General features: G+C 68.2%; 19 protein-coding genes. 6 read left to right on the forward strand and 13 right to left on the reverse strand.

The window, feature by feature from the left end; all coding sequences use genetic code 11:
- Positions 1–3: 3 nt before the first annotated feature.
- The 3 genes from ABDZ95_RS07945 to ABDZ95_RS07955 all read right to left on the reverse strand — a co-directional run bounded on the left by ABDZ95_RS07945 (position 4) and on the right by ABDZ95_RS07955 (position 2,822).
- A complete protein-coding gene (locus ABDZ95_RS07945; protein WP_343792459.1) occupies positions 4–936 on the reverse strand; it encodes an alpha-E domain-containing protein in 933 nt (310 codons plus the stop codon).
- On the reverse strand, positions 936–2,348 hold the full coding sequence (locus ABDZ95_RS07950) for a circularly permuted type 2 ATP-grasp protein (RefSeq protein WP_425542980.1): 1,413 nt from the start codon (positions 2,346–2,348) through the stop codon (positions 936–938). Before ABDZ95_RS07950 ends, ABDZ95_RS07945 begins: the two co-directional genes overlap by 1 nt.
- Before the next feature lie 111 nt (positions 2,349–2,459).
- A complete protein-coding gene (locus ABDZ95_RS07955) occupies positions 2,460–2,822 on the reverse strand; it encodes a hypothetical protein (protein WP_343792461.1) in 363 nt (120 codons plus the stop codon).
- A gap of 157 nt (positions 2,823–2,979) precedes the next feature.
- Between ABDZ95_RS07955 and ABDZ95_RS07960 the strand changes: the two genes are divergently transcribed.
- From ABDZ95_RS07960 to ABDZ95_RS07970, 3 genes are all read left to right on the forward strand, one after another.
- Positions 2,980–3,711, forward strand: coding sequence for a hypothetical protein (locus ABDZ95_RS07960; protein ID WP_343792463.1), 732 nt, complete (start codon positions 2,980–2,982; stop codon positions 3,709–3,711).
- Positions 3,712–3,885: 174 nt separating this feature from the next.
- Positions 3,886–6,456, forward strand: coding sequence for a TonB-dependent receptor (locus ABDZ95_RS07965; protein ID WP_343792465.1), 2,571 nt, complete (start codon positions 3,886–3,888; stop codon positions 6,454–6,456).
- Between the two features lie 11 nt (positions 6,457–6,467).
- Complete coding sequence (locus ABDZ95_RS07970) at positions 6,468–8,186, forward strand: alkaline phosphatase D family protein (RefSeq protein WP_343792467.1); 1,719 nt, start codon at positions 6,468–6,470, stop codon at positions 8,184–8,186.
- A gap of 118 nt (positions 8,187–8,304) precedes the next feature.
- Here the strand turns inward: ABDZ95_RS07970 and ABDZ95_RS07975 are convergent, their stop codons facing one another.
- The 7 genes from ABDZ95_RS07975 to ABDZ95_RS08005 all read right to left on the reverse strand — a co-directional run bounded on the left by ABDZ95_RS07975 (position 8,305) and on the right by ABDZ95_RS08005 (position 16,554).
- Positions 8,305–10,743: an alpha/beta hydrolase family protein gene (locus ABDZ95_RS07975; protein WP_343792469.1), complete on the reverse strand. Its 2,439-nt coding sequence runs from the start codon at positions 10,741–10,743 to the stop codon at positions 8,305–8,307.
- 67 nt (positions 10,744–10,810) lie between these two features.
- Positions 10,811–11,410 carry a hypothetical protein gene (locus tag ABDZ95_RS07980; protein WP_343792471.1) on the reverse strand — a complete coding sequence of 200 codons (600 nt, stop codon included), beginning with the start codon at positions 11,408–11,410 and terminating at the stop codon, positions 10,811–10,813.
- A 15-nt stretch (positions 11,411–11,425) separates the two neighbouring features.
- Positions 11,426–12,826, reverse strand: a complete 1,401-nt coding sequence (locus tag ABDZ95_RS07985) for an MBOAT family O-acyltransferase (protein ID WP_343792473.1) — start codon at positions 12,824–12,826, stop codon at positions 11,426–11,428.
- A complete protein-coding gene (locus tag ABDZ95_RS07990; protein WP_343792475.1) occupies positions 12,827–14,086 on the reverse strand; it encodes a GDSL-type esterase/lipase family protein in 1,260 nt (419 codons plus the stop codon).
- 2 nt (positions 14,087–14,088) lie between these two features.
- Entirely contained in the window at positions 14,089–14,988 is a 900-nt protein-coding gene (locus tag ABDZ95_RS07995; RefSeq protein ID WP_343792477.1) for an SGNH/GDSL hydrolase family protein, read from the reverse strand.
- 111 nt (positions 14,989–15,099) lie between these two features.
- On the reverse strand, positions 15,100–15,513 hold the full coding sequence (locus tag ABDZ95_RS08000; RefSeq protein WP_343792479.1) for a DUF2177 family protein: 414 nt from the start codon (positions 15,511–15,513) through the stop codon (positions 15,100–15,102).
- Positions 15,514–15,528: 15 nt separating this feature from the next.
- Complete coding sequence (locus tag ABDZ95_RS08005) at positions 15,529–16,554, reverse strand: SAM-dependent methyltransferase (protein WP_343792481.1); 1,026 nt, start codon at positions 16,552–16,554, stop codon at positions 15,529–15,531.
- Positions 16,555–16,701: 147 nt separating this feature from the next.
- Here ABDZ95_RS08005 and ABDZ95_RS08010 point away from each other — a divergent pair, with 147 nt between their 5' ends.
- Both ABDZ95_RS08010 and ABDZ95_RS08015 read left to right on the forward strand, forming a co-directional pair.
- Positions 16,702–17,406, forward strand: a complete 705-nt coding sequence (locus ABDZ95_RS08010; RefSeq protein WP_343792483.1) for a CoA transferase subunit A — start codon at positions 16,702–16,704, stop codon at positions 17,404–17,406.
- The gene (locus ABDZ95_RS08015) at positions 17,406–18,056 is read left to right on the forward strand and encodes a 3-oxoacid CoA-transferase subunit B (RefSeq protein WP_343792485.1); all 651 of its coding nucleotides are present in this window, start codon (positions 17,406–17,408) and stop codon (positions 18,054–18,056) included. The genes ABDZ95_RS08010 and ABDZ95_RS08015 overlap by 1 nt, the downstream gene beginning before the upstream one ends.
- Before the next feature lie 30 nt (positions 18,057–18,086).
- Here ABDZ95_RS08015 and ABDZ95_RS08020 read toward each other — a convergent pair whose 3' ends face one another.
- Positions 18,087–19,259: an FAD-dependent oxidoreductase gene (locus tag ABDZ95_RS08020; RefSeq protein WP_343792487.1), complete on the reverse strand. Its 1,173-nt coding sequence runs from the start codon at positions 19,257–19,259 to the stop codon at positions 18,087–18,089.
- Between the two features lie 161 nt (positions 19,260–19,420).
- Here ABDZ95_RS08020 and ABDZ95_RS08025 point away from each other — a divergent pair, with 161 nt between their 5' ends.
- Entirely contained in the window at positions 19,421–20,260 is an 840-nt protein-coding gene (locus ABDZ95_RS08025) for a hypothetical protein (protein ID WP_343792489.1), read from the forward strand.
- A gap of 7 nt (positions 20,261–20,267) precedes the next feature.
- Here ABDZ95_RS08025 and ABDZ95_RS08030 read toward each other — a convergent pair whose 3' ends face one another.
- Positions 20,268–20,900 (reverse strand): ABC-type transport auxiliary lipoprotein family protein, encoded by a 633-nt coding sequence (locus ABDZ95_RS08030; protein ID WP_343792491.1) that lies wholly within the window; start codon positions 20,898–20,900, stop codon positions 20,268–20,270.
- Positions 20,897–21,835, reverse strand: coding sequence for an MlaD family protein (locus ABDZ95_RS08035; protein ID WP_343792493.1), 939 nt, complete (start codon positions 21,833–21,835; stop codon positions 20,897–20,899). Before ABDZ95_RS08035 ends, ABDZ95_RS08030 begins: the two co-directional genes overlap by 4 nt.
- Between the last annotated feature and the right edge of the window lie 4 nt (positions 21,836–21,839).

The raw sequence follows: 21,839 nt of genomic DNA on the forward strand, positions 1-21,839 counted from the left end.
CGCTCAGCTCAGGTACTGGTCGTGAATGGCCTGCCCCAGCCGTCCGTTCTCGCTCAGGAACGACTGGATGTACTCGTGCAGGCCGGACTGGAAGATGGCGTCGATCTTGGCGTTGTCGAAGTGCCGGAGCCGCTCCGCCGCCAGCCGTTGCGCAGGCCCACGCCGGCCGTAGTCGCTGGCCAGCTTCTCCAGATAGCGGACGATCGAGGCCTGACAGCTGGCCAGCGACCGCGGCATCTGGCGGTTCAGCACCAGCAGGTCCGCCACCAGCCACGGCTTCACGCTGTCGCGATAGACCCAGCGATAGGCCGTCAGGGCCGACACCTCTCGCAGCAGGGTGGTCCACTGGAAATAGTCCAGCTGCCCGCCGACCCGTTCGCCCTCGGGCAGCAGCAGATTGTACTTCACGTCCAGCAGGCGGGCGGTGTTGTCGGCCCGCTCGATCGCGGCGCCCAGACGCAGGAAGTAGTAGCCGTCGTTGCGCAGCATGGTCCGGCTGCTGGCGCCCTCGACCGACAGGGTGACGGTCTTGACCCATTCGAGGAAGCGGACGAAGTCGTCCCGCCGGGTCGGCTGCCCCTGCTCCGCCAGCCCGTTCCACGCGCCGTTCAGCGCTTCCCACAGCTCGATTGTCAGGGCTGTACGCACCGACCGGGCGTTGGTCCGCGCTCGTGTGATGCAACTGGCGATCGAGGAGGCGTTCTCGGGCGAAAAGGCCAGATACTCCCGCACCGACTTCTCGGTCGGCGTCCGGCCCAGCGCCTTGGGCGCGCCGGCCGAGGCCAGGGCGCTGGCCCAGACGGTCTCTGCGTCGCCGTCGCCCCGCGTCGGAATGGCGGCGAGGCGCAGCGTCGCCTCAAGGATGCGGGCGAGGAAGTCCGCCCGCTCGATGTAGCGGCCGGTCCAGTACAGGCTGTCTGCGGTTCTCGAGAGCATCAGACGTCCAGCACCCAGGTGTCCTTGGTTCCACCGCCCTGGCTGGAGTTCACCACCAGCGATCCCGGCTTCAGGGCGACCCGGGTCAGACCGCCGGGCGCGACCTTCACGCCGTCCGGGCTCGACAGCACGAACGGCCGCAGGTCGACGTGGCGACCCGCCAGCTCGCCCTTGTCCAGCGTCGGCGCGGTCGACAGGGCCAGGGTGGGCTGGGCGATGAAGTCGTCGGGGTCGTTGATCAGCTTCTTGCGGAAGGCCTCGACCTCCGCCTTCGTCGCGGCGGGGCCGACCAGCATGCCATAGCCGCCCGAGCCGCCGACCTCCTTGACCACCAGCTGGTCCAGCTTGGACAGGACCTCCTTCAGCGCCTCCGGCTCGCGGCAGCGCCAGGTCGGGACGTTCTTCAGGATCGGCTCCTCGCCGGTGAAGAAGCGGATGATCTCGGGCATATAGGTGTAGACGGCCTTGTCGTCCGCCACCCCGGTGCCGACCGCATTGGCCAAGGTCACCGTGCCCTCCTGATAGGCCGTCATCAGCCCCGGCACGCCCAGCGTCGAATCCGGGCGGAAGGTCAGGGGATCGAGGAAGTCGTCGTCGATGCGACGGTAGATGACATCGACCTGCTGGCGGCCCTCGGTCGTCCGCATGAAGACCCGCCCGTCATCGACGAACAGGTCCCTGCCCTCGACCAGCTCGACCCCCAGCTTGTCGGCCAGGAAGCTGTGCTCGTAGTAGGCCGAGTTGAACGGGCCGGGCGTCAGCACGACGATGGTCGGATCCTTGCCCGCCCCCTCCGGCGCAGAGGCGCGCAGCGAGGCCAGCAGCATGTCGGTATAGGTCTCGACCGGCCGCACCGGATAGTCGGCGAACAGGTCGGGGAAGAGCCGCATCATCATCTCGCGGTTCTCCAGCATGTAGCTGACCCCGCTGGGCGTGCGGCAGTTGTCCTCCAGCACGAAGAAGCCGTCCTCGCCGGTGCGGACCAGATCGACGCCGGAGATCTGGACCCAGATATCGCGCGGCGGACGTCGGCCCTGCATCTCGGGGGCATAGTTGGGGTTGGTCAGGATGAGTTCGGGCGGAATGATCCCGGCCTTCAGACACTCCTGCTTTCCATAGACGTCGCCGAGGAAGGCGTTGATCGCCTGCACCCGCTGAATCAGCCCCTTCTCCAGCCCGGCCCATTCGGCGGCGCCGATGATGCGCGGCACGACGTCGAAGGGAATAAGTCGCTCGCTGGACTCGGCCTCGCCATAGACCGCGAAGGTGATGCCCATGCGGCGGAAGAACAGCTCGGCCTGGCGCGAGCGGGCTTGCAACAGCCCCTCGGGCGCCTCCTTCAGCCAGCGCTCCAGTCCGCGATAGCTGTCGCGGATCGTGCCGCCATCGCCGGACATCTCATCAAAGGCCATGCCGCCCCCACCGCAAGGAATTTGCAGCGTGAACCGACAGGCGACGCTTACGCAACAACAATGATGCGCTGCGGCAAAGGTTCAGCGGGAAACGGAGTTCTTTCGCGCCCGTCAGCGCGACTGGATCACCGTGACCTGCCCCGGCGCGACCGAGACCCGTGCAAAGCCCTGCGTCCAGCTGTTCTGGCTCAGGACTTCACCGGCTCCGACATCCCAGCAACCGGCCGAAACGGTGAAGCGATAGCTGCCGCCGGCAGGGATGCTGTGTCCGGATGGCAGACGGTTCAGACCGTAGGTCGAGGCGCTGCAGGTCGATACCAGCACAACGTCGATGGACGCGCTGCGCGAAACGTTGCGGATCTCCAGATAGCCGGTCGGCTCTCCCTCGCGGATCAGATCTCCGCCAGTGACCAGCGAGCAGGCGCCGGTCGCCAGCAGGGCCGCGGCAGCCGCCGCGCGAAGCATGGTTTTCATGATCAGTCCCCTCCAGAACCTGAAAACCAGAACCACCGTTCGGCGAGCAGAACACCCTTCCATTCCTGACAAGGCCAAGCCTGTAAGGTCCTTGTGATCGTCGGAACAGGGGTCGCCCCACATGGTTTTTCGAGCATCCCCCAACAGGAGACGAACCATGCAAAATCCCTTCCGACACCGCCCGCAGGATGACTTCGGCCGTCGCGAGCGAGATGATGGCAGGTGGGAAGCCCGCGATCGCCGTTATGACGAAAGCAGCAGCTGGAGCGAAGGTGACGGCGGCCGAACAGCCGACGCATATCTCCAGCAGGGCAGCGGCCAGTACGCCCGCGACCGCGACGCGACCAGCGCCGAACAGGCGCGCGACCGGGGCTCGCCGCGCTGGGCCGGATATGAACAGCCAACGGCTGAGTATCGAAGGGCCGACCAAGGCCGCAGCGATTACACCCGCGGTGACTATGGCGACTATTACGGCGTTCAGGGCAGATATGATCGCAGCGGCTACGGGCCGTCCCAGGATTACGAGCGGCAGACCTCCCGTTCGCGCACTGAGGATGACTTCGGCTATCGCGGTCAGCAGCAGACCGATTACGGCCGCTTCAGCGCACCCGGCAGCGAGATCTGGGATGGGCCTGGCAAGGATGTCGCCCGCCATAATCACCACGCCAGCCGACATGATTTCGAACCCGACTATCTGCACTGGCGCGAGCAGCAGCTGTCGGGCTTCGACCGCGACTACCACGACTGGCGCAGCGAACGACGGGAGAAATTCTCCGCCGACTTCGATAACTGGCGCTCCAGCCGTCCGCAGGTTCAGGCCGAGAATCCGATCGTCGGCGATGTGACCGATGGCGGGACCGGCGACGCTTCCGAGGTCAAGAAGCGCTAGGTCAAAGCGCCGATCTAACGAAAGGCCCGGCTTTTGCCGGGCCTTTTTCGTTGCGCCGTTCCCTGACGGCTCTTCACGCGATAGACGCGCCAGCTTCACGTCGCGGTCGCCGCTTCGTCGTCCCGGCGGCATACAGCTCCGCTAGTTCGGGCGGCGTAACCGCAGGGGCCTGTCATGATTCACCGCGTTCAACGTTCATCCGTTCTCCTTGGCGTCAGCGCCCTCGCCCTGACGTGGGCCGGTGCGGCATCGGCCCAGGACGCCGGCCCTTCCCAACTGGACGAGGTCATCGTCACCGCCCAGCTGCGCGAACAGAGCGCGACCGAGGTGCCGTTCGCCCTGACGGCGTTCGACGCCCGCCGCCTCGCCGATCTGGGCGTTCAGGATTTCGAGGAACTGTCGGCCTTCACCCCGGGCTTCCTCGTCCAGAACCAGTCGCCGAACAATCCTGGCTTCGTGATGCGCGGCATCACCTCGGACTCGGGTGAAGCCACCACCGAACCGCGGGTGTCGGTGTTCCAGGACGGCGTATCGATCTCCAAGTCGCGCGGCTCCTACGTCGAGCTGTTCGACGTCGAGCGGATCGAAGTCGCCAAGGGTCCGCAGTCGACCCTGTACGGCCGCGGCGCCCTGATCGGCGCGGTCAACGTGATCCAGAACAAGGCCGACCTTGAGGGGATCTCGGCCGAGGCCCGCGGCGGCGTGGGCAATCTGGACTACCGCCTCAGCGAGTTGATGGTGAACATGCCGGTCGGCGACACAGCCGCCCTGCGTTTCGCCACGCGTCTGAAGAGCCGCGACGGCTATGTCGACAACCTGCTGGGCGGCCCGGACTACAACGGCTTAAACACCCAGGCCTTCCGTCTGTCCGCGGCGTTCCAGCCGAACGACCGTTTCCGCTTCGACCTGATCGCCAACTATCAGGCCGACGAAGCGCCGGGCACCTCGTTCAAATCGATCGCCTACGCGCCGCAGGACCCGACGACGGGCGCCGTGCTGGGCGGTCGCGATCCGTGGGAAGGCGCGGCCCTGACGCCGGGCACGAACATCGATGGCGGCAAGCCACTGGGTCTGGACCGTGAAGTCTGGGGCGTGACCGGCATCGGCCGTGTCACCCTGTCGGACAGCCTGAGCCTGACCTCGACCACCGCCTTCCGCCGCTTCGACTCCTACGAGGTGTTCGACGCCGACGGCATCTCCCTGCCCCTGCTGACCGCCGTCGAGGACGTCGACGGCCGTCAATGGAGCCAGGAGTTCCGCCTGAACTTCGACAACGGCGGCCCGATCTCGGCCTTCGTCGGTGCGGGCTACTTCAAGGAGGAAGGCTCGCAGCGCACGCCGACCGAGTTCAACGAGCGCGTGGCCCTGGCCCAGCTGGCCGGCCTGCTGGACGGCACGCCGCTGGCCCGACTGAATACCCACCTGCCGCTGGCGGCCTATTCGAACCCGGCGCTGATCAATCCGATCCTGGGCGGTCTGGGTCTGCCGGCGCCGGTGATCCCGGGCATCGCCTCGAACCTGAAGTCGTCGCACATCGAGGCGGCGACCAATGAGTCCGAGCTGGAATCGATCGACCTGTTCGGCGACGTCACCTGGCGCCCGACCGACCGACTGGAGTTCGCCGCCGGCGTGCGCTGGACCCAGGACGACAAGACGACCGGCTTCTCCTCCGCCGTCGTCAACGGCCGTTCGGTCGCCGGCGGCCTGCTGGCTGTGCAGCAGCTCCAGGGCCAGATCGCCCAGCTGGTCGCCGTCGGCACACCGGCCGCCCTGGCCCAGGCCGCTCAACTCGGCGCCTTCGCCAATGGCATCGTCGGCCAGCTGGCGACGCCGGGCGCCGCGACCGCGCCGGTCACCGCCGCCTTCCCGCCGTTCGGCCTGACCTTCCAGCCGACCGCCGGCAACGGAAACCTGCTCACGCAGGATCTGGAGGACGACGGCTTCACCTGGCGCGCGACCGCCCGCTACGCGCTGAGCGACGACAGCAGCCTGTACGCCAACTACGCCCGCGGCCGCCGCCCGGCCGTGCTGTCGGCCGCCGCGCCGTCGGCTCCGTTCGGCGCCCCGCGCTTCAAAGTCGTGGACGCCGAAGAGGTCGACAGCTACGAAGCCGGCTTCAAGACCACCGCCCTGATGGACGGCGCCCTCAGCCTCGACGGCGCGGTGTACCTGTACGACTACTCGAACTTCCAGACGACGATCCAGGACGGCACCCAGTTCATCACGACGAACGCCGGCGAGGCCAGGGCCTATGGCTTCGAGGGACAGGTCTTCTTCAGCCCGATGGACACCCTCGATCTGTTCGCCACCTATGCGTACAGCCACGCCCGCTTCGAGGCCGGGATCTACGACGGCAACCGCTTCCGCCTGTCGCCCGACCACCGCGCCTCGGTCGGCCTGATCTGGAGCCTGCCGATCGAGGGCGGGACCCTCGAGGTTCTGCCGACCTGGAGCTGGCAGTCGGAGATGTTCTTCAGCGACGACAACGATCGCACCGACCTGCAGACCCGCAACTTCGTCCCCGACACCGTGGTGGACGAACTGCAGAAGAGCTACGGCCTGCTGAACCTGCGGGTTCGCTTCACCGGCGAGGCGGGCGACTGGTCGGTCGAGGCCTTCGCCGACAACCTGCTCGACGAGGAGTTCATCAAGGACGCCGGCAACACGGGTGACAGCCTCGGCATGCCGACGTTCATCGCCGGCGAGCCGCGCACCTTCGGCGTCGTCATCGGCCTGAAGTACTGAGGATCGCTAGCATGAGCCTTCACCGCCGCAGCGTTCTTGGCCTTCTGGGCGTCGGTGCGGCGGGCGCGGGCCTGCCCGCCGTCGCGCAGGAAGCGCCGTCCGTCCGCTTCGCCCATGGCGTGGCCTCCGGCGATCCGCGTCAGGACGGCGTCATCCTGTGGACTCGCGTCACCCCGGCCGATCCGGCCGCGCGGTCGGTGCGGGTCGACTGGTCCGTCTGGGTCGAGGGCGCGGCCAGCTCGACCGCCTCGGGCACGGTGCAGACCGGCCAGGAGCGTGACTTCACGGTCAAGGTTCCGGTGTCCGGTCTCGAGCCCGGTGTCGAGTATCGCTACGTCTTCACGGCGGGCGAAAGCACCTCGCCCCAAGGCCGCACCCGCACCCTGCCCGCTGGCCCAACGGCGGATGCAGTGCTGGCCGTGGCCTCGTGCCAGCTCTATCCCGGCGGCCTGTTCAATGCCTGGGATGCGGTCTCGAAGCTTGAACGGCTCGACGCCGTCGTCCACCTCGGTGACTACATCTACGAGTATGGGGCCGAGCCCGGTTCATACGGCATGGCCACCGGCGCCCGGCTGAACCGCCTGCCCGAGCCGGCGCACGAAATCGTCTCCTTGGCCGACTACCGGACCCGTCACGCCCAGTACAAATCCGATCCGGACCTCCAGGCCGCCCACGCCCGCGCGCCATTCATCTGTGTCTGGGACGACCACGAGGTCACCAACGACACCTGGCAGGCCGGAGCCCAGAACCACCAGCCCGAAACCGAGGGCGAGTTCTCGGTTCGCAAGGCCGCGGCGCTGAAGGCCTACTTCGAATGGATGCCGATCCGGGAACCGGAGAACGGCCTGACGCCGGAGGCCATCTATCGCAGCTTCGACTTTGGCGATCTGGCCAGCCTGCTGATGGTCGAGACCCGGCTGTTGGCGCGGCAGGAGGGACTGGACTACGTCCGCGACATGCCGACCGTAGGCGAAGGCCGTAACGCCCATCCCGATCTGGACGGCTTCCGGGCCAAGCTCAATGCGCCGGATCGCGACCTGCTGGGCGACAGCCAGCGCGACTGGATCCGTTCCACCCTGACCGCCTCGCGCGAGGCCGGGCGGCCGTGGCAGGTGCTGGGCAACCAGGTCGTCATGGCCCGGGTGCAGGGACCGGACATCACGAAGATGGCCTCCTCGCTGGAGATCGCGGTGCTGATGGCCCGTTTGCCGGCCGAGGTGCGGGCCGAGGTCCGCAAGTCGGTCGAGCTGTTCAAGCTGGGGGTGCCGTTCAATCTGGACAGCTGGGACGGCTATCCCGCGGGCCGCGAGCGCCTGTACGCCGCCTTCGCGGAAGCCGGGGTTCAGCCGATCGTGCTGGCCGGCGACAGCCACGCCTTCTGGGTCAACGACCTGAAAGACGCCGGCGGACGCCGCGCCGCCGTCGAGTTCGCCACCAGCTCGATCTCCAGCCCATCGCCGGGCGACATGGTCCAGGGCGTCCCGCTGGGCGCGGCCCTGAACGCGGCCAACGAGGAGGTCCTGCTCTGCGACCAGGCCGCCAAGGGCTTCGTCCTGCTGACCCTGACGCCGGAACGGGCGACCGGCGAACTGCACGCGGTCTCGACCATCTTCGAGAAGCCGTACGAGAGCCGCGTGCTGAAGACCTTCGTGGTCGAGAAGGGCGCCGACGGGATGAGCGCGCCGGTCGAGGTACAGGGCGGCGTCGAACCCCTCCGTCTCGCCGGCTGATCGCCGTCGAGCCACCTCCCCACCTGCGGTGGAGGTGAGTGTGTGTCTGCGCCCCCCCCCGCGTAACGGGGAGGGGGACCGCCGGCAAAGCCGGGGGTGGAGGGGTCGCCCCCGCCCCCTACTCCCGCGGGCCGGCGTTCTTCACATACTGATCCAGCCAGCGGACCGTTTCCCACAGGGTGTGGCCGACGGACTCGCGGGCGCGGTAGCCGTGGGCTTCCAGTGGCAGGACGACGTAGCGGACGGTGGCGCCATTGCCCTTGAGCGCGGCGTAGAAGCGTTCCGACTGCATCGGGAAGGTGCCCTGGTTGTCGTCGGCCTCGCCGTGGATCAGCAGGATCGGCTCGTTGACCTTATCGGCGAAGGCGAATGGCGACATCGCGTTGTAGGTCTCCGGCGCCTCCCAGTAGTTCCGCTGCTCGGCCTGGAAGCCGAACGGCGTCAGGGTGCGGTTGTAGGCGCCCGAACGTGCCACGCCAGTGCGGAACAGATCGGTATGGGCCAGCAGGTTGGCGGTCATGAAGGCGCCGTAGCTGTGGCCGCCGATGGCGATCCTGTCACGGTCCGCCACGCCCATCTCGACTACGGCATTGACGGCGGCCTCGGCGCTGGCGCTGAGTTGCTCGATATAGGTGTCGTTCGGCTCGGCCCCATCGCGGCCAATGATCGGCATCGACGGGTCGTCCAGCACCGCATAGCCCTGGGTCAACAGGAACAGGTGGCTGGAACCGCCTGGACGCACGAAGCGGTTGGCGGTGTCGACCACCTGACCGGCCACGGCGGCGTCTGTGAACTCAGCCGGATAGGCCCACATCACCAGCGGCAGCGGGCCGTCGCGATCCTTGTCGTAGCCAGCCGGCAGATAGAGGGTGCCCGACAGCTGGACCCCGTCAGCGCGGGTGTAGGTGATCAGCTGGCGCGTCACCCCGGCAAGTTGCGGCGCCGGATCCTGGAACTGCGTCAGGGCGTCGGGCGACTGGGCGTCGAGATTGCGGACGTAGAGGTTCGGGGGATCGTTGCGCGTCTCGCGACGGGTCACCAGACGACGGGCATCGTCGTCCAGAATGCCGACGATGCTCTCGTAGTCGCCCGAGGCCGAGGTCCACAGGCGCTCGCTCTGGCCGGACTGCAGGTCCATCGTGCCGAGGAAGGGATACTCCCCTTCCCGCGTCGCGCCGGCGCCGCTCATCAGAACCTTCGAGCCGTCGGCGGTCATGCGCAGCACCGAGAAGCCCGTGCCGTTCGGCTCGGTCACCGGGAAGCCCGGATCGTTGTAGCGGTCCTGATAGTTGCGCTCGATCAGGACGCGGCCGGTGCCCGGGTTCGAGGGATCGACGACGTAGCGGGTCTCGTGCCGGGTGTTGAACCAGCGGCTGTTGACCAAGGCCGTATCAGCGTCGCCCCACTGCACGCCACCGTAACGTTCATTCAGGTCGATCAGGGTCGTCGGCTGGGCCGTGAAGGGCGCGGCCAGGGTGAAGACGCGGTCGCGAACCTCGGACTGCGTGCGCGGATCGCCGCCGTCCTGGGCCTCTGTCCAGACCAGGGTCGCCGGGGCGTCGGCGCGCCACGAGACCGAGCGCGGCCCGGGGGCGACGGCGTCGAACGGGGTCGGCACGTTGTCGCGCAACGGCAGGTCGGCGACCTGATGCACCGCGCGACCTTGCAGATCGATCACATTGATTTCGGCAGGAAACAGGCTGGCCGGCACCACATAGCTGTAGGGCCGTTTCGCGGTCGTGGTCAGGACGTGCTGGCCGCCCGGCGACACCACGGCGCCGAGATAGACAGCGGGCTGACCCAGAGCGCGGGGGCGGCCATTCAGCGGGACATACGTCAGCTGCGAGGTGAAGTAGTGGTCGAACAGGGCCTCGTCGCCGGCATCGCCCAGCAGGTCCTGATAGGTGCGCACCGGAGCGGCGCGGCCCATGCTCTCGGCCACGATGGGACCGGCCGGCGGACGGGTCACGTCAGGCGCGGCGCCGCGACCTTCCGGGGTCAGGCGCACCACGAAGCCGGCGCTGTCCGGGGTCCAGTCGAAAGCGCTGCCCGAGGCGGCGTTGACCCGTTCGGTCACCTTGCGCGCACGGCCGTTGGCGACATCGACGACCCAGAGCTCAAGCCCGGTCGGCGCGTCCATCAGCAGGGCGACCGAGCGCCCGTCCGGCGACCAGGACGGCGACATGAAGCGGGCGTTTGCCGGCAGCTGGACCGGGCGTGCCGCCCCGCCGGCGACGGGCTGGAAGCTGAGGCCGGTCAACCAGCTGACGCGGCTATTGGCCGGGCCGTTGTTGCGCGGATTGATGCGATAGCCGCCCAGACGCAGCATGGGCTCGGCCAGTTCGGCGATCGGCGGAAGGTTGGCGCGGTCGTAGAGCGCCAGTGTCGTGCGATCCGGCGACAGGCTGGAAGTCGGGGTCGGCTTGGTGTCCAGAATGTCCGCGATCGGCGCCGGCGGCTGCTGGTAGGCCAGTGGGTCCTGGGCGAAGGCCGGGCCCGACAGGGCGGCCAGAAGCACGAAGGCGGGCAGAGCCCGGCCGAGCAGACGATGACGCATGTGACCTGTTCCCAACGCCCGCCAGCCCGACGGGCGGCGGCACGCTAGGGGCGGCTCGCGAGTCCGGTCAACCCGCGGCGGGTTCGTCATCCCGCGCCGGAGCCGGTTCCTGCCCGATGAAGCGGGCGTCGCGGGCTGCGTTCCACATGTCTCGCAGACCCTGTCGCGGGTCGTCGGCCCGCATGAGGGCCAACTGTTCCACCCAGACGCCGGACAGGCGCTCCACGGTCTGGGGCAGCCAGCCGGGTACCTGCTGCCGCGACCAGTTCAGCGGCGAGACGGCGTTGAAGATCAGCAGGAAGACGGTCGCCGTCAGGATCACGCGCGTGGTCCAGCGGCGGTCGCGGGCGGCGAGACCCTCGTCGTCCGGCGGTGGGCCCGGCGGGAAGGCGAAGCGACCCAGCGCCAGCAGGGCGTTCTCGCGCGTCGGCGCATGGGTAACGGCGAGGTCGTGGGCGTCGGCGCTCTGGATCCAGTCGCTGGGCGGATCGGGCGGGACGTTCGGATTGGTCACCGGCGGCAGCACGACCTCAGGCTCGGGCGGCGGCGCGGGCCGGGGCTCCGGCAGGCTTTCGTAAAGCGGCGGGAACGGCGATTCCGGCCGGTGCGTGGGGAAGGGTTCCAGCGGAACCCCGCCCTCTCCGTTCTTGTCCTTGTCGTCGGTCATCGCTGCTCCAACGCGTCAGAACTGGAAGTAGATGAAGGGCGCGACGCCCTCGGGACGGACGGCCTCGACCATCAGGATGGCCGCGCCGATCAGCAGGCCAAGCGTGATGGCCGGGGCGGTCTTCAACCGCTCGGCCACGCCCTCGATCGCGCGCGGCGGCAACCAGTGCATGGCCAGACCGCCGGCGATCAGCACCAGCGACAGCGGGGTCAGCATGACCACCGGCCCCATCCGGCCCAGTCCCTCCAGCATGCCCAGCGCCAGATCGAAGGTCTCGGCGCGGAACAGAATCCAGCCCAGGCAGACGATGTGGAAGGTGACCAGCACGCCGACCACCGTCGGCAGCACCTTGCGATCACCGAAGACCGCACGGCCCAGTCGCTCGATCACCTGCACCCCGCCGTGCAGCGCGCCCCAGGCCAGGAAGGTCCAGGCCGCGCCGTGCCACAGACCACCCAGCACCATGGTGATGAAGACGTTCACGCAGCTGGCGAACAAGCCCTTCCGGCCGCCGCCCAGCGGGACGTAGAGATAGTCGCGCAGCCAGCTGGACAGGCTGATGTGCCAGCGCCGCCAGAACGACTGCATCGAGCTGGCGCGATATGGCTGGTCGAAGTTGCGCGGGAAGGAATAGCCCAGCAGGGCCGCCAGCCCGATCGCCATGTCCGAATAGGCCGAGAAGTCGCAGTAGATCTGGACCGCATAGGCATAGACCGCCGCCGCGATGTCGACGGCTCCGTAGGCCGAGGGGTCGAAGAAGACCGGGTCGACCAGGTTCACCGACAGCTCCGAGGCGATGACCGTCTTCTTGAACAGGCCCCATACGATGAGCAGCACACCATGCGTGGCCATGACCTTCGTCAGGCGCGGCGCGCGTTCGAACTGGGGCAGCAGGTCCGAGGCCCGCACGATGGGGCCGGCGACCAGGTGCGGGAAGAAGCTCATCAGCAGCATGACATCCAGCAGGCTCTTCGCCGGCGGCGTTTTCCCGCGATGGACGTCGACGACGTAGCTGATGCCTTGGAAGGTGAAGAAGCTGACGCCGACCGGCAGGACGATCTGCAGCAAGGGCAGGTCCCGCTCCCAGTCAAAGCGGGCGAGCAATTCTCCAGCCTGTTCAACGAAGAAGCCGTAATACTTAAAGAAACCCAGGATGATCAGATTGACCGCCACACCGACGCCGACCAGCCAGGCGCGGCGTTGCTCGGGCCGCTGTGCGATCAGGGCGGCGACGCCCCAGTTCAGCACCGCCGAGGCGATCAGCAGGGCGACGAAGCGCCAGTCCCACTGGGCGTAGAAGAACCAGCTGGCCAGCAGCAGGAACAGCTTGCGCTTGCCGTTCTCGCGATCCAGCGACCAGGTGGTGAAGTAGACGAACAGGAAGAAGACGCCGAACGCCAGCGTGGGGAACAGCATCTACTCCGCCCCCGCCTGCGCGGCCGTCCACGCATCATAGGCCGTCAGCAGGTCGGCCGAGAGCACGCCGCCGATCCAGTCTGCCCCCGCGTTCGTGAAGTGGACGCGGTCGCTGCGCATGAAGGGCTCGCCCCTCAACGCCAGTCGATCCGCCGAACAGTCCCCGCCCATCCGTCCGTGCCAGTCCCAGAACGCCACACCCAGATCGGCGGCGACCCGACCCTGCACGTCCCGGACCACCGCCAGCCCCGGCGGCGGCGCGCGCAGGCGGTCGACGCTGCAGCCGTTCATCGCGCCGTTCCGCAGCGCGTCCGGCGCCCCCAGGATCATCAGGGCGGCGTCGGGTGCGAGCCGGCGCAGCCGGGCGATCTGGGCGCGCAGAAGGGTCTCATAGCCGCTGGCGTCCAAGGCTCCGTCGAAGCCCTCATTGGTGCCGAAGGCGAGGATGATCAGGCCCGGGCTCCAGGCATTCAGTTCAGCGGCGACCGTCGTCTCGTCGCGGGACGCCAGATCCCGCAGCGTCGCTCCGACCCGGCCGAGACTGGAAAGGCTGACCCCCGTTCCCACGCGGTTCAGCCAGACGGAATCGACCACTGCCCCGTCGCCCAGCGCCAGCAGCCGGACCTGACGCACGCCGTCCGGCAGGGTCATGCGGCGGCAGACTTCATCGGCGCCGAGGCGCATCTCGCGGCCGACGCCGCCGGCTTCGATCGACAGTCCCTTGTTGTCCGCGCCTTCGCGACCGCAGACGCCCAGCACACTGGCCTCGGAGCCCGGCTCCAGGTCGAAGGCCATCAGGGCGTCGCGCGTGCTGGTCGCACGAACGCCCGACAGGCCGACGCGTGGTGATGGGGCGCCAGCGGGTGGCTGCAGCGGCGCGGTCTCCATGACCCAGCCGCGTGCTGCGACCGTCACCTGCAGCGGCGCGTAGCCGTCGTAAGGCACGCCGGGCGGCAGCGCCCCGCGCCCTCCCCGGCCGAAGCGGCGCTGGAGGTCAGCCCGGACCTTGCCCGAGATGCGGTCCCCGGCCGTGTGGCTGTCGCCGATCTGAAGGATATGGACCGGCGTCTGGCGCGATCCGGCCTCCATGGCCGCGAGCGCCTTGAACAGGGGTTCCAGCGCCTGCGGCTGGCACAGGCCGTCCGGGCAGACACCCCGCCCCGGCGGCTCCGGAGCGATAACGACATAGGGGGTCTGGGCCGCGGCCGGGGCGGCGCACAGCAGTCCGGCGGCCAGCAGCCCCGCCAGCGCCGCCTTCACGGTCAGCCCGCGGGCGCTTGCGGCGCGGCGGGCCGATCCAGCCCCGCGTCCCGCTTCAGACGATCGGCGACCGGCGCGCTGAGGCGCAGATAGCCGGCCATAGACATGTGTATTCCGTCGTTGGCCCGCATCAGGACGCGGCGACCGCTGTCGTTCGGCAGATACGCCTCGTACCCACCCTGGTCGTTGGCGGTCAGGGCGGTCGTCTCGATGTAGGGCACGTTCAGCGCGCGCATCCGGCCCGAGACCACCCCGTTGATCAGGGCCATGCGCCCATCGAAGCTGTCGCGCTTCATCTTCGGCAGGCCGACCCAGTAGACGGCGACGTCGCGGCTGCGCAGCAGGGCCACCAGATCGTCGACCCGGCGGGCATAGGCGGCCTTCCAACTGTCGGTGCCGAACGGATGGACCTGGCCGTCCAGCTCAATGCCTTGGGCGTCGTTGGTGCCGAACAGGATGACGGCGACGTCGACCGGCTGCTCGTCCAGCTGACGACGGGTCTTGGCCTGGATGTCGACGAAGTCGTAGCGGCTGAGGCCGGTCGAAACCTGCGAGAATTTGCTGACGGTGACGTTCGGCTGGCCCTGCAGGTCGCGATAGAGCCCCGCATAGAGACCATCGGCCATGGAGTCGCCAAACACCCCGATCCGCAGTTGGCCCCTGGCGGCGCGCTCGGCCAGCGGCGTGCGCACAACGCGCGACGCCGGAGCGGCGACAGGAACGACAGTGGGTGCGGCGACCGGCTCAGGCTCCGGAGCGGGAGTCGCCGGCGACGCAACCGCGTTTCCGCCCAGCATCAGCGTCGGATTGCGCATCCACGCGCGGCCGTCCGGCGTCAGCGCCAGACCGGCGACGACACCGACCACAAAGGCGACCGTCAATGCGTTGATGCCGGCGCGCACGCCCTACCCCCGGAAAGCCCCGATACTGGTTACCGGCTTTTACCTGATCGGGACAACGACGCTACTGCGCGCCCGTCACACGCGAGCAAAAAGGTTAACCGGCGTGGCCGCTCAGCCCCATTTTCCCTCGGCCCAGCTGGCGGCGAAATAGCCGGCGACGGCGCAGGTCGCGGTCAGGACCGTGCCCCAGGCGAGGTCGATCAGGGTCAGTCGTGTGGACCAGACGTTCAATGTCGCCTGGTTGGTCAGGTCGTAGGTGGCGTAGCAGGCGAATCCGAGAAACGCGCCGTTGATCAGGGCCCGCGTCCAGTTTCCTTCCTTGAGCGCCGGGGCGACCGCGAAGAAGACGGTGGCTGCGATGGAGATCAGATAGAAGGCGACGGCCGCCTTCATGTCAGGCTTGTCGGCCATGATCGAGCCGATCACCGGGCGGTACAGGCGGTTGGCCATGGTGGTCAGCCAGACCGCGTCGATAGCGGCGAAGGTGATCCCGGCTCCCAGATAGGCGAACACATACTTCAGCATGGCGGGTTTCCTCCCTCAGGCCGGCTTCAGACGATAGTGGCTGACGGCCCAGGTGTTGCCGCCGTCGTTCCCGAACAGCCCCGCCGTCGCCATGTAGAACCGGCGCCAGCGACGACGCCACAGGGCGGCGTCAGCGCCATAGGTCTGACGCATCAGCTCCATGACCCGCACCGGCTCGGCGTCCATGTTGCGCAGCCAGTCATCGGCCGTGCGCTGATAGTTCACCCCATTCCAGGTCCATTCCTGCTCGACCTCGAATACGTCCGGGAACTGCCGCATCAGGCCACGGCTGGGCATCACGCCGCCGGTGAAGAAATGCTGGGCGATGAAGTCGCCGCTATCCGTGTGGTCGAAGCGATAGGGCGCGTCGCGGTGGGTGAAAACGTGGATGAACATGCGCCCGTCCGACTTCAGCCAGCCCCGGGCGCGGGTCAGCAGCGCGCGCCAGTTGGCCATGTGCTCGAACATCTCGACCGAAACGATACGGTCGAAGCCTCCGTCACTCTGGAAATCGTTCATGTCACAGGTGATGACGGTCAGGTTGGTCAGCCCCCGCGCGGCGGCCTGTCCCTCGATATGCTGGCGCTGACCGTGGCTGTTGGAGACGGCCGTGATCCGGGCGTTCGGGTAGCGCTCGGCCATCCAGAGGCTGAGCGAGCCCCAGCCGCAGCCCATCTCGAGGATGGTCTGGCCGTCCTCAAGCTCGGCATGCTCGCAGGTTTCGGCCAAGCCAATCTCCTCGGCCTCGGCCAAAGTCGTGCCTGCATTGGGGTAGAGGCAGCAGGAGTACTTCAGACGCGGCCCGAGACAGATACGGAAGAACTCCGGCGGCAGTTCGTAGTGCTGCTCGTTCGCCGCCGCCGTGTGTTCGGCGATGACACGAGCGGCCATGTCGCGGGCGAACGCGGCCTCGTCGTGCGGGCCTTCGCGGTCCAGCCGCTTGCGCGCTTCCGTCACCAGGCTGTCGATCGCCGGGCGGGTCACGAAGTCCGGAAACGGCGCGTCCTGCAGCTGGCGGATGGCGACATTGGCGAGGGACATCGGGCAGGCTCCGGGCGGTTCAATAACTGATACGCTCCAGCTGCGGCGTCGGATGCATGCGGCCGGGGTTGCCCCGCCTCCCCTCGCGCGTTAGGGACGACGAAAGGCCGTCGATATTCATCAGGCGGTGAAAAACATGAGGAAGCGATGCGGAAGATCTTCCCCGACGCGAAAGCCGCGCTGGAGGGCCTGACCTTCGACGGGATGACCGTCATGTCCGGCGGCTTCGGCCTGTGCGGCATCCCCGAGTTCCTGATCGCCGGTCTGCGCGACAGCGGCGTCAAGGGGATCACGGTCATCTCGAACAACGCCGGCGTGGACGGCTTTGGCTTGGGCCAGTTGCTGGAGACCCGCCAGATCGCAAAAATGATCTCGTCCTACGTCGGCGAGAACAAGGAGTTCGAGCGCCAGTATCTGGCCGGCGAGCTGCAGCTGGAGTTCAATCCGCAAGGCACCCTGGCCGAGCGCATCCGCGCGGGCGGCGCAGGCATTCCCGCCTTCTTCACCGCCACCGGCGTCGGCACCCTGGTCGCCGAGGGCAAGGAAGTGCGCAACTTCGACGGCCGCGACTATGTGATGGAAACCGGCCTGATCGCCGACCTGGCCATCGTGAAGGCCTGGAAGGCCGACGAGCGCGGCAATCTGGCGTTCCGCAAGACGGCCCGGAACTTCAATCCGATGATGGCCACGGCCGGCAAGGTCACGGTGGTCGAGGTCGAGGAGATCGTTCCGACCGGCTCGATCGATCCGGACCACATCCACACGCCCGGCATCTACGTCGACCGCATCATCAAGAGCACGCCCGAGAAGCGCATCGAACAGCGCACCGTCCGCACCCGGGAGACCGCATAATGGCCCGCACCCGCGAACAACTGGCCGAGCGCGCCGCGAAGGAGCTGCAGGACGGCTTCTATGTGAACCTGGGTATCGGCATCCCGACGCTGGTGGCCAACTACATACCCGCCGGCATGGAAGTGACCCTGCAGTCCGAGAACGGCATGCTGGGCATGGGCCCGTTCCCGTATGACGAGGACGTCGACGCCGACCTGATCAACGCCGGCAAGCAGACGATCACCGAGATCCCGGAGTCGTCCTACTTCAGCTCGTCGGACAGCTTCGCCATGATCCGCGGCGGGCATATCAACCTGTCCATCCTGGGCGCGATGGAAGTGGCCGAGAACGGCGACATCGCCAACTGGATGATCCCGGGCAAGCTCGTGAAGGGCATGGGCGGCGCCATGGATCTGGTCGCCGGCGTCAAGCGCGTGGTGGTGGTCATGGACCACGCCAACAAGCACGGCCAGTCCAAGGTCCTGAAGGCCTGCACCCTGCCTCTGACGGGCACGGGCGTGGTCAGCCGCATCATCACCGACCTGTGCGTCTTCGACGTGAAGCCGGACGGCGCGGGGCTGGAACTGATCGAACTGGCCGACGGCGTGACGCTGGAAGAAGTCGCCTCGAAAACCGAGGCCGCGTACACGGTCGCTCCCGGGCTGAACTGACGATTTCCTTCTCCCCTCGTGGGAGAAGGGTCAGGCAAACAGCGGCGCCAAGGCTTCCAGCGCCCGCTCCGCCTCATCGCGGTCCGGGGTCTCGTCCTCGACACCATAGCCGACCATCTGACTGGATCCATTGGCCTGGATGACGATGCCGTCGTGGCGCGGAACCATGTTGATGGTCCGGTACCAGAGGGCATAGGTCACTTCGGGCTGAGGCGTCAGCCAGGCGATCTGGCCGCGCACCGGCGTGACGCTCTGATCCCTGAACAGCGCCCTTGCGCCATAGCCGGTGCAGTTGACCACGACCGGCTCGGCCAGCGTGGCCAGCTCCGATGGGTGGTTGAACGTCCGCTGCACGATCCGCCCGCCCTCCAGCAGGAAGGCCTCGGTCAGTTGTCGGGCGTACTCGGCGACATTGAACGTCATGACCGGGCCGCATCGGACGGACTCCACCGGGAATGGGTGTTCGGTTTTGCTCACCTCCCGGAACCACGGCGCGAGGCCGTTCAACCGGGTCCCGCTGCGGAAGAAGCCGACCGAGCCCGTTTCAGGAGCCGGCCCCACCGGCCCCGTGTCGGCGGATCCGCCACGCAGATTGTACTGGTCGATGAAGCGAACCGGATCGCCGTCGACGCCGAGGAAGGCATGGTGGTCCTGCCACGACCGGCGCGACATCGCCTCCCAGCGATCGGCGAAGTCCTTCGATACCGACGCCTCGGCCGCAATCCGCGAGTCTGGCGACCAGACGCCGGTGGCGCGTGCCGAGCGCGTGTAAGGGGTGCGCTCGGCGGCATAGATGGTCACCTGCGCTCCGGCGCGCAGTAGCTGCAGCGCCGAGGTCAGACCGAGCGCGCCGCAGCCGATCACGGCGATCTGGCGCGGACCGCCCTCCAGCGCCAGTTCACGCACAATGGCGGCGGAACCCCACGACAGTGACCAGCCCGAGCCACCGTGGCCGTAGTTGTGGACGACCCGCTTGTCGCCGACCGTTTCGGCCTCGATGCGGGGCCCCTGCGCGCGGAACGGGCGGGTGCAGACGGTGATGCGGCTGATCCGGCCCGGATGGGTGATCAGGGGCGCAAAGGCGCGCGGCTGGAAGGTCGGGCGGATCAGGCCGGGAGTCGGCGAGGGCGTTGTCGCGCATCCCGTGAGGCCGGCGGCACCCAGACCGGTCAGGACCATCCGGCGATGAAGCTGAGCGGTCATGGCGGTCCTCCGGGCTGGTCATCGCCGGTATCACCCGGGGCGCGACCCGACAATGCGAAGCCTGATGCGCCTGCAAAGCGTCCACCGTTGCCGCGCGCGCGAAGTCGTAGTCATACTTGGCCCCGGCCGGGGCGCAGACCCGGTGGGGGCGGAGTTCTGACATGGCTGACGGGGCCTATCGCTGGCAGGGCAATGCGCCTGCGCTGGACGCCGCGCGCGTCGAGGCGATCCATGACGGCTGGGACGACGCACAGGCCCATCTCTTCGCCGAGCCTGCCCGCGCGCACGCCGTATCGCAGATCGATCGCGCCCTCGCAGCCGTCCGCAGCGGAGATTTCGGACAGGCTTCGGAGCGGCTGTCGGCCGCCCGCGACGCTCTGATGGGTCTCGACCCGGCCCGGCTGGAGCCTCGACGGGGTCTCGCCGGACTGTTCGACAGCCGGTCGAAGCGGCTGAAGGCCTTCCGCGAGGCTTGGTGGGTGACCGCCGGGGATATCACCGATCTGGTCGCCGATCTTCGCGAGCGGCTGAATGGGTCGACGAAGCGGCCCGGGGCGCTGGAAGCGGTCTGGGCTGACGCACGCGACGCCTTCATCGAACTGGACGCCCACCTGTTGGCCGCCGCACGCCGTGTGACGGGCCAGCCTGTCGGCGATGAGCCGCATCCTTACGAGGACCGCCGACGGACGCTGGAGACCTGCCGCGGGGCCGTGCTGGGCGCCCTGCCCGTTCTGCGCGTGGCCCAGGGCGCCGACACCCGCGCCGACGAGGCGTTGAAGGCCTGCGCCGAGGCCGCCGAGATGTGGCGTGATGACTGGAAGGCCGCTCTCGGCCTGTCCGGCAAACGGCCACGCAAGGTGAAGCCGGATCGAAACCGGTTGATTGAGGCCCGGGACGCACTGGTCGCGCAACTGGACCGGGCCCTTGCCGCCGTCGCCCCGGCCAGCGCCCGGCGCGCTGAGCTGAACCAGCGCCTGACCCGCCTGCGCGAGAGTGTCTGAGTTCTGATCAGCGCGTCGGGTTAGGCAGCGCCTGCGCGTTCTGGTCGGTCCAGCCGACGATCTGGGTGTGGATGTCGCGGGTGGCGACGTCGAAGGCCTCGACGATGGCGGAGACGCGGTTCTGGTCGGCCGGCTGTTCGACCGTGAAGACGCGCTCGGCCATGACCGAACGATCCTGGGTGTTCAGCAGACGGGTGCGGGCGACGATGGTGATCACCGGCGTCGCACCCGGCGAGGCGTAGCGCGCCTCGAAGGTGCGCACGTCGATATCCAGCGCCTGCGGGGCGCGGGTCAGTTCGCGCGGACCGACGAGGCGGACTCGGGTCGACTGGGCCGCGAAGGCGCTTTCCAGCGCATCGTTGAACAGGATGTCCGCCGAGCTGACCCAGCGCGCGCCCTTGATGTAGGCCGCCTCGGTGCCCGTGACGCCGAGAATGCGGTCCTCGCGGACGGCCTGGGCGAACTCGGGACGACGCATGGCGACCTGCACCTGCGAGGCCGGAGCCGCCGGCTCGCCCGCGCCCGAGACGCTGCCGAAGCGGTACAGCTGCACCGGATCGGGCGTCGACAGGAGCGAGCATCCGGCCAGCAGGGCCGAGGCGGCGGCCGCGGCGGCGGCGATCTTGAGGATGCGGATCACGGCTGGACCTCCATTTCACGCGCCGACGGACGGCCGATGAATTCACGCGGACTGGCGCGGACGTCATCAATCAAAGCCTGCAGGGAGCGGGTCGCCTCATCCAGTTGCTGGATCGACTGCTGCAACTGCGGCAGGCCGGTGGTGGCGAAGTCGCCCAGCGGCCGTTCGAGGCTGGTCGCCGAGCGGTTGATCGAGGCCACAGCCTGACGGGCTTCCTCGGCGGCCTGATTGACCTTGGCGATGGCCTGGGCGCCGTCGCCCTCGACGACACGACGGGTGCTGATGGCCAGCTGCTCGTACTCGCCGACCGCCGCGTTGGCGCGGGTCAGCGCCTGCTCCAGCTGCTCCAGCATGCCCTTGCGGGCTTCCAGTTCGGTGGTCAGGGACTCGATGTTCTTCAGGCTGGTCGAGAAGCTACGGACGTTGTCGTCGGACAGCACCCGGTTGATGCGGTTCAGGGCGTCCACGGTCTGGGCCAGCACGGTGCCCGAGCCGCTGAGCAGCTCGGCGATCGGAGACGGCTGGCTCTGGATCACGGGCACGACGTTGTCCGGATACTGGGTCTTCAGGATCGCGCTGTTCGGATCGCCGGCGGTGATCTGGATGTAGTTCAGGCCGGTGATGCCCTGCGGCTCCAGCTGGGCCCGCGAGGTCACGCGGACCGGCGTGGTGGCGTCGACACGGATGCGCGCGATGACCTGGTCGCCCTTGTTCGGATCGAGGTTGAGGTCGGTGACCTCGCCCACGCGAATGCCGTTGAAGTGAACCTCGCCCCCCTCCGACAGGCCGCGCACGGGGCCGTAGAACACGATGTCATAGACGTCGTAGTCGTTGTTGAACTGCAGGCGGGCGAGCCAGATCGTGAACACCGCCAGCGCCGCCAGAAGGGCGATAGTGGCGATGCCGACGGCGGCGTAATGGGCGTCTCTTTCCATCTTG

The sequence above is a fragment of the Brevundimonas kwangchunensis genome, assembly GCF_039523815.1.
Classification (GTDB): domain Bacteria; phylum Pseudomonadota; class Alphaproteobacteria; order Caulobacterales; family Caulobacteraceae; genus Brevundimonas; species Brevundimonas kwangchunensis.

Bases quoted from the DNA above. Each gene is read 5' to 3' on its own strand.
- ABDZ95_RS07945 (WP_343792459.1), bottom strand. From the start codon at position 936: ATGCTCTCGAGAACCGCAGACAGCCTGTACTGGACCGGCCGCTACATC.
- ABDZ95_RS07950 (WP_425542980.1), bottom strand. From the start codon at position 2,348: ATGGCCTTTGATGAGATGTCCGGCGATGGCGGCACGATCCGCGACAGC.
- ABDZ95_RS07955 (WP_343792461.1), bottom strand. From the start codon at position 2,822: ATGAAAACCATGCTTCGCGCGGCGGCTGCCGCGGCCCTGCTGGCGACC.
- ABDZ95_RS07960 (WP_343792463.1), top strand. From the start codon at position 2,980: ATGCAAAATCCCTTCCGACACCGCCCGCAGGATGACTTCGGCCGTCGC.
- ABDZ95_RS07965 (WP_343792465.1), top strand. From the start codon at position 3,886: ATGATTCACCGCGTTCAACGTTCATCCGTTCTCCTTGGCGTCAGCGCC.
- ABDZ95_RS07970 (WP_343792467.1), top strand. From the start codon at position 6,468: ATGAGCCTTCACCGCCGCAGCGTTCTTGGCCTTCTGGGCGTCGGTGCG.
- ABDZ95_RS07975 (WP_343792469.1), bottom strand. From the start codon at position 10,743: ATGCGTCATCGTCTGCTCGGCCGGGCTCTGCCCGCCTTCGTGCTTCTG.
- ABDZ95_RS07980 (WP_343792471.1), bottom strand. From the start codon at position 11,410: ATGACCGACGACAAGGACAAGAACGGAGAGGGCGGGGTTCCGCTGGAA.
- ABDZ95_RS07985 (WP_343792473.1), bottom strand. From the start codon at position 12,826: ATGCTGTTCCCCACGCTGGCGTTCGGCGTCTTCTTCCTGTTCGTCTAC.
- ABDZ95_RS08000 (WP_343792479.1), bottom strand. From the start codon at position 15,513: ATGCTGAAGTATGTGTTCGCCTATCTGGGAGCCGGGATCACCTTCGCC.
- ABDZ95_RS08005 (WP_343792481.1), bottom strand. From the start codon at position 16,554: ATGTCCCTCGCCAATGTCGCCATCCGCCAGCTGCAGGACGCGCCGTTT.
- ABDZ95_RS08010 (WP_343792483.1), top strand. From the start codon at position 16,702: ATGCGGAAGATCTTCCCCGACGCGAAAGCCGCGCTGGAGGGCCTGACC.
- ABDZ95_RS08015 (WP_343792485.1), top strand. From the start codon at position 17,406: ATGGCCCGCACCCGCGAACAACTGGCCGAGCGCGCCGCGAAGGAGCTG.
- ABDZ95_RS08020 (WP_343792487.1), bottom strand. From the start codon at position 19,259: ATGACCGCTCAGCTTCATCGCCGGATGGTCCTGACCGGTCTGGGTGCC.
- ABDZ95_RS08025 (WP_343792489.1), top strand. From the start codon at position 19,421: ATGGCTGACGGGGCCTATCGCTGGCAGGGCAATGCGCCTGCGCTGGAC.
- ABDZ95_RS08035 (WP_343792493.1), bottom strand. From the start codon at position 21,835: ATGGAAAGAGACGCCCATTACGCCGCCGTCGGCATCGCCACTATCGCC.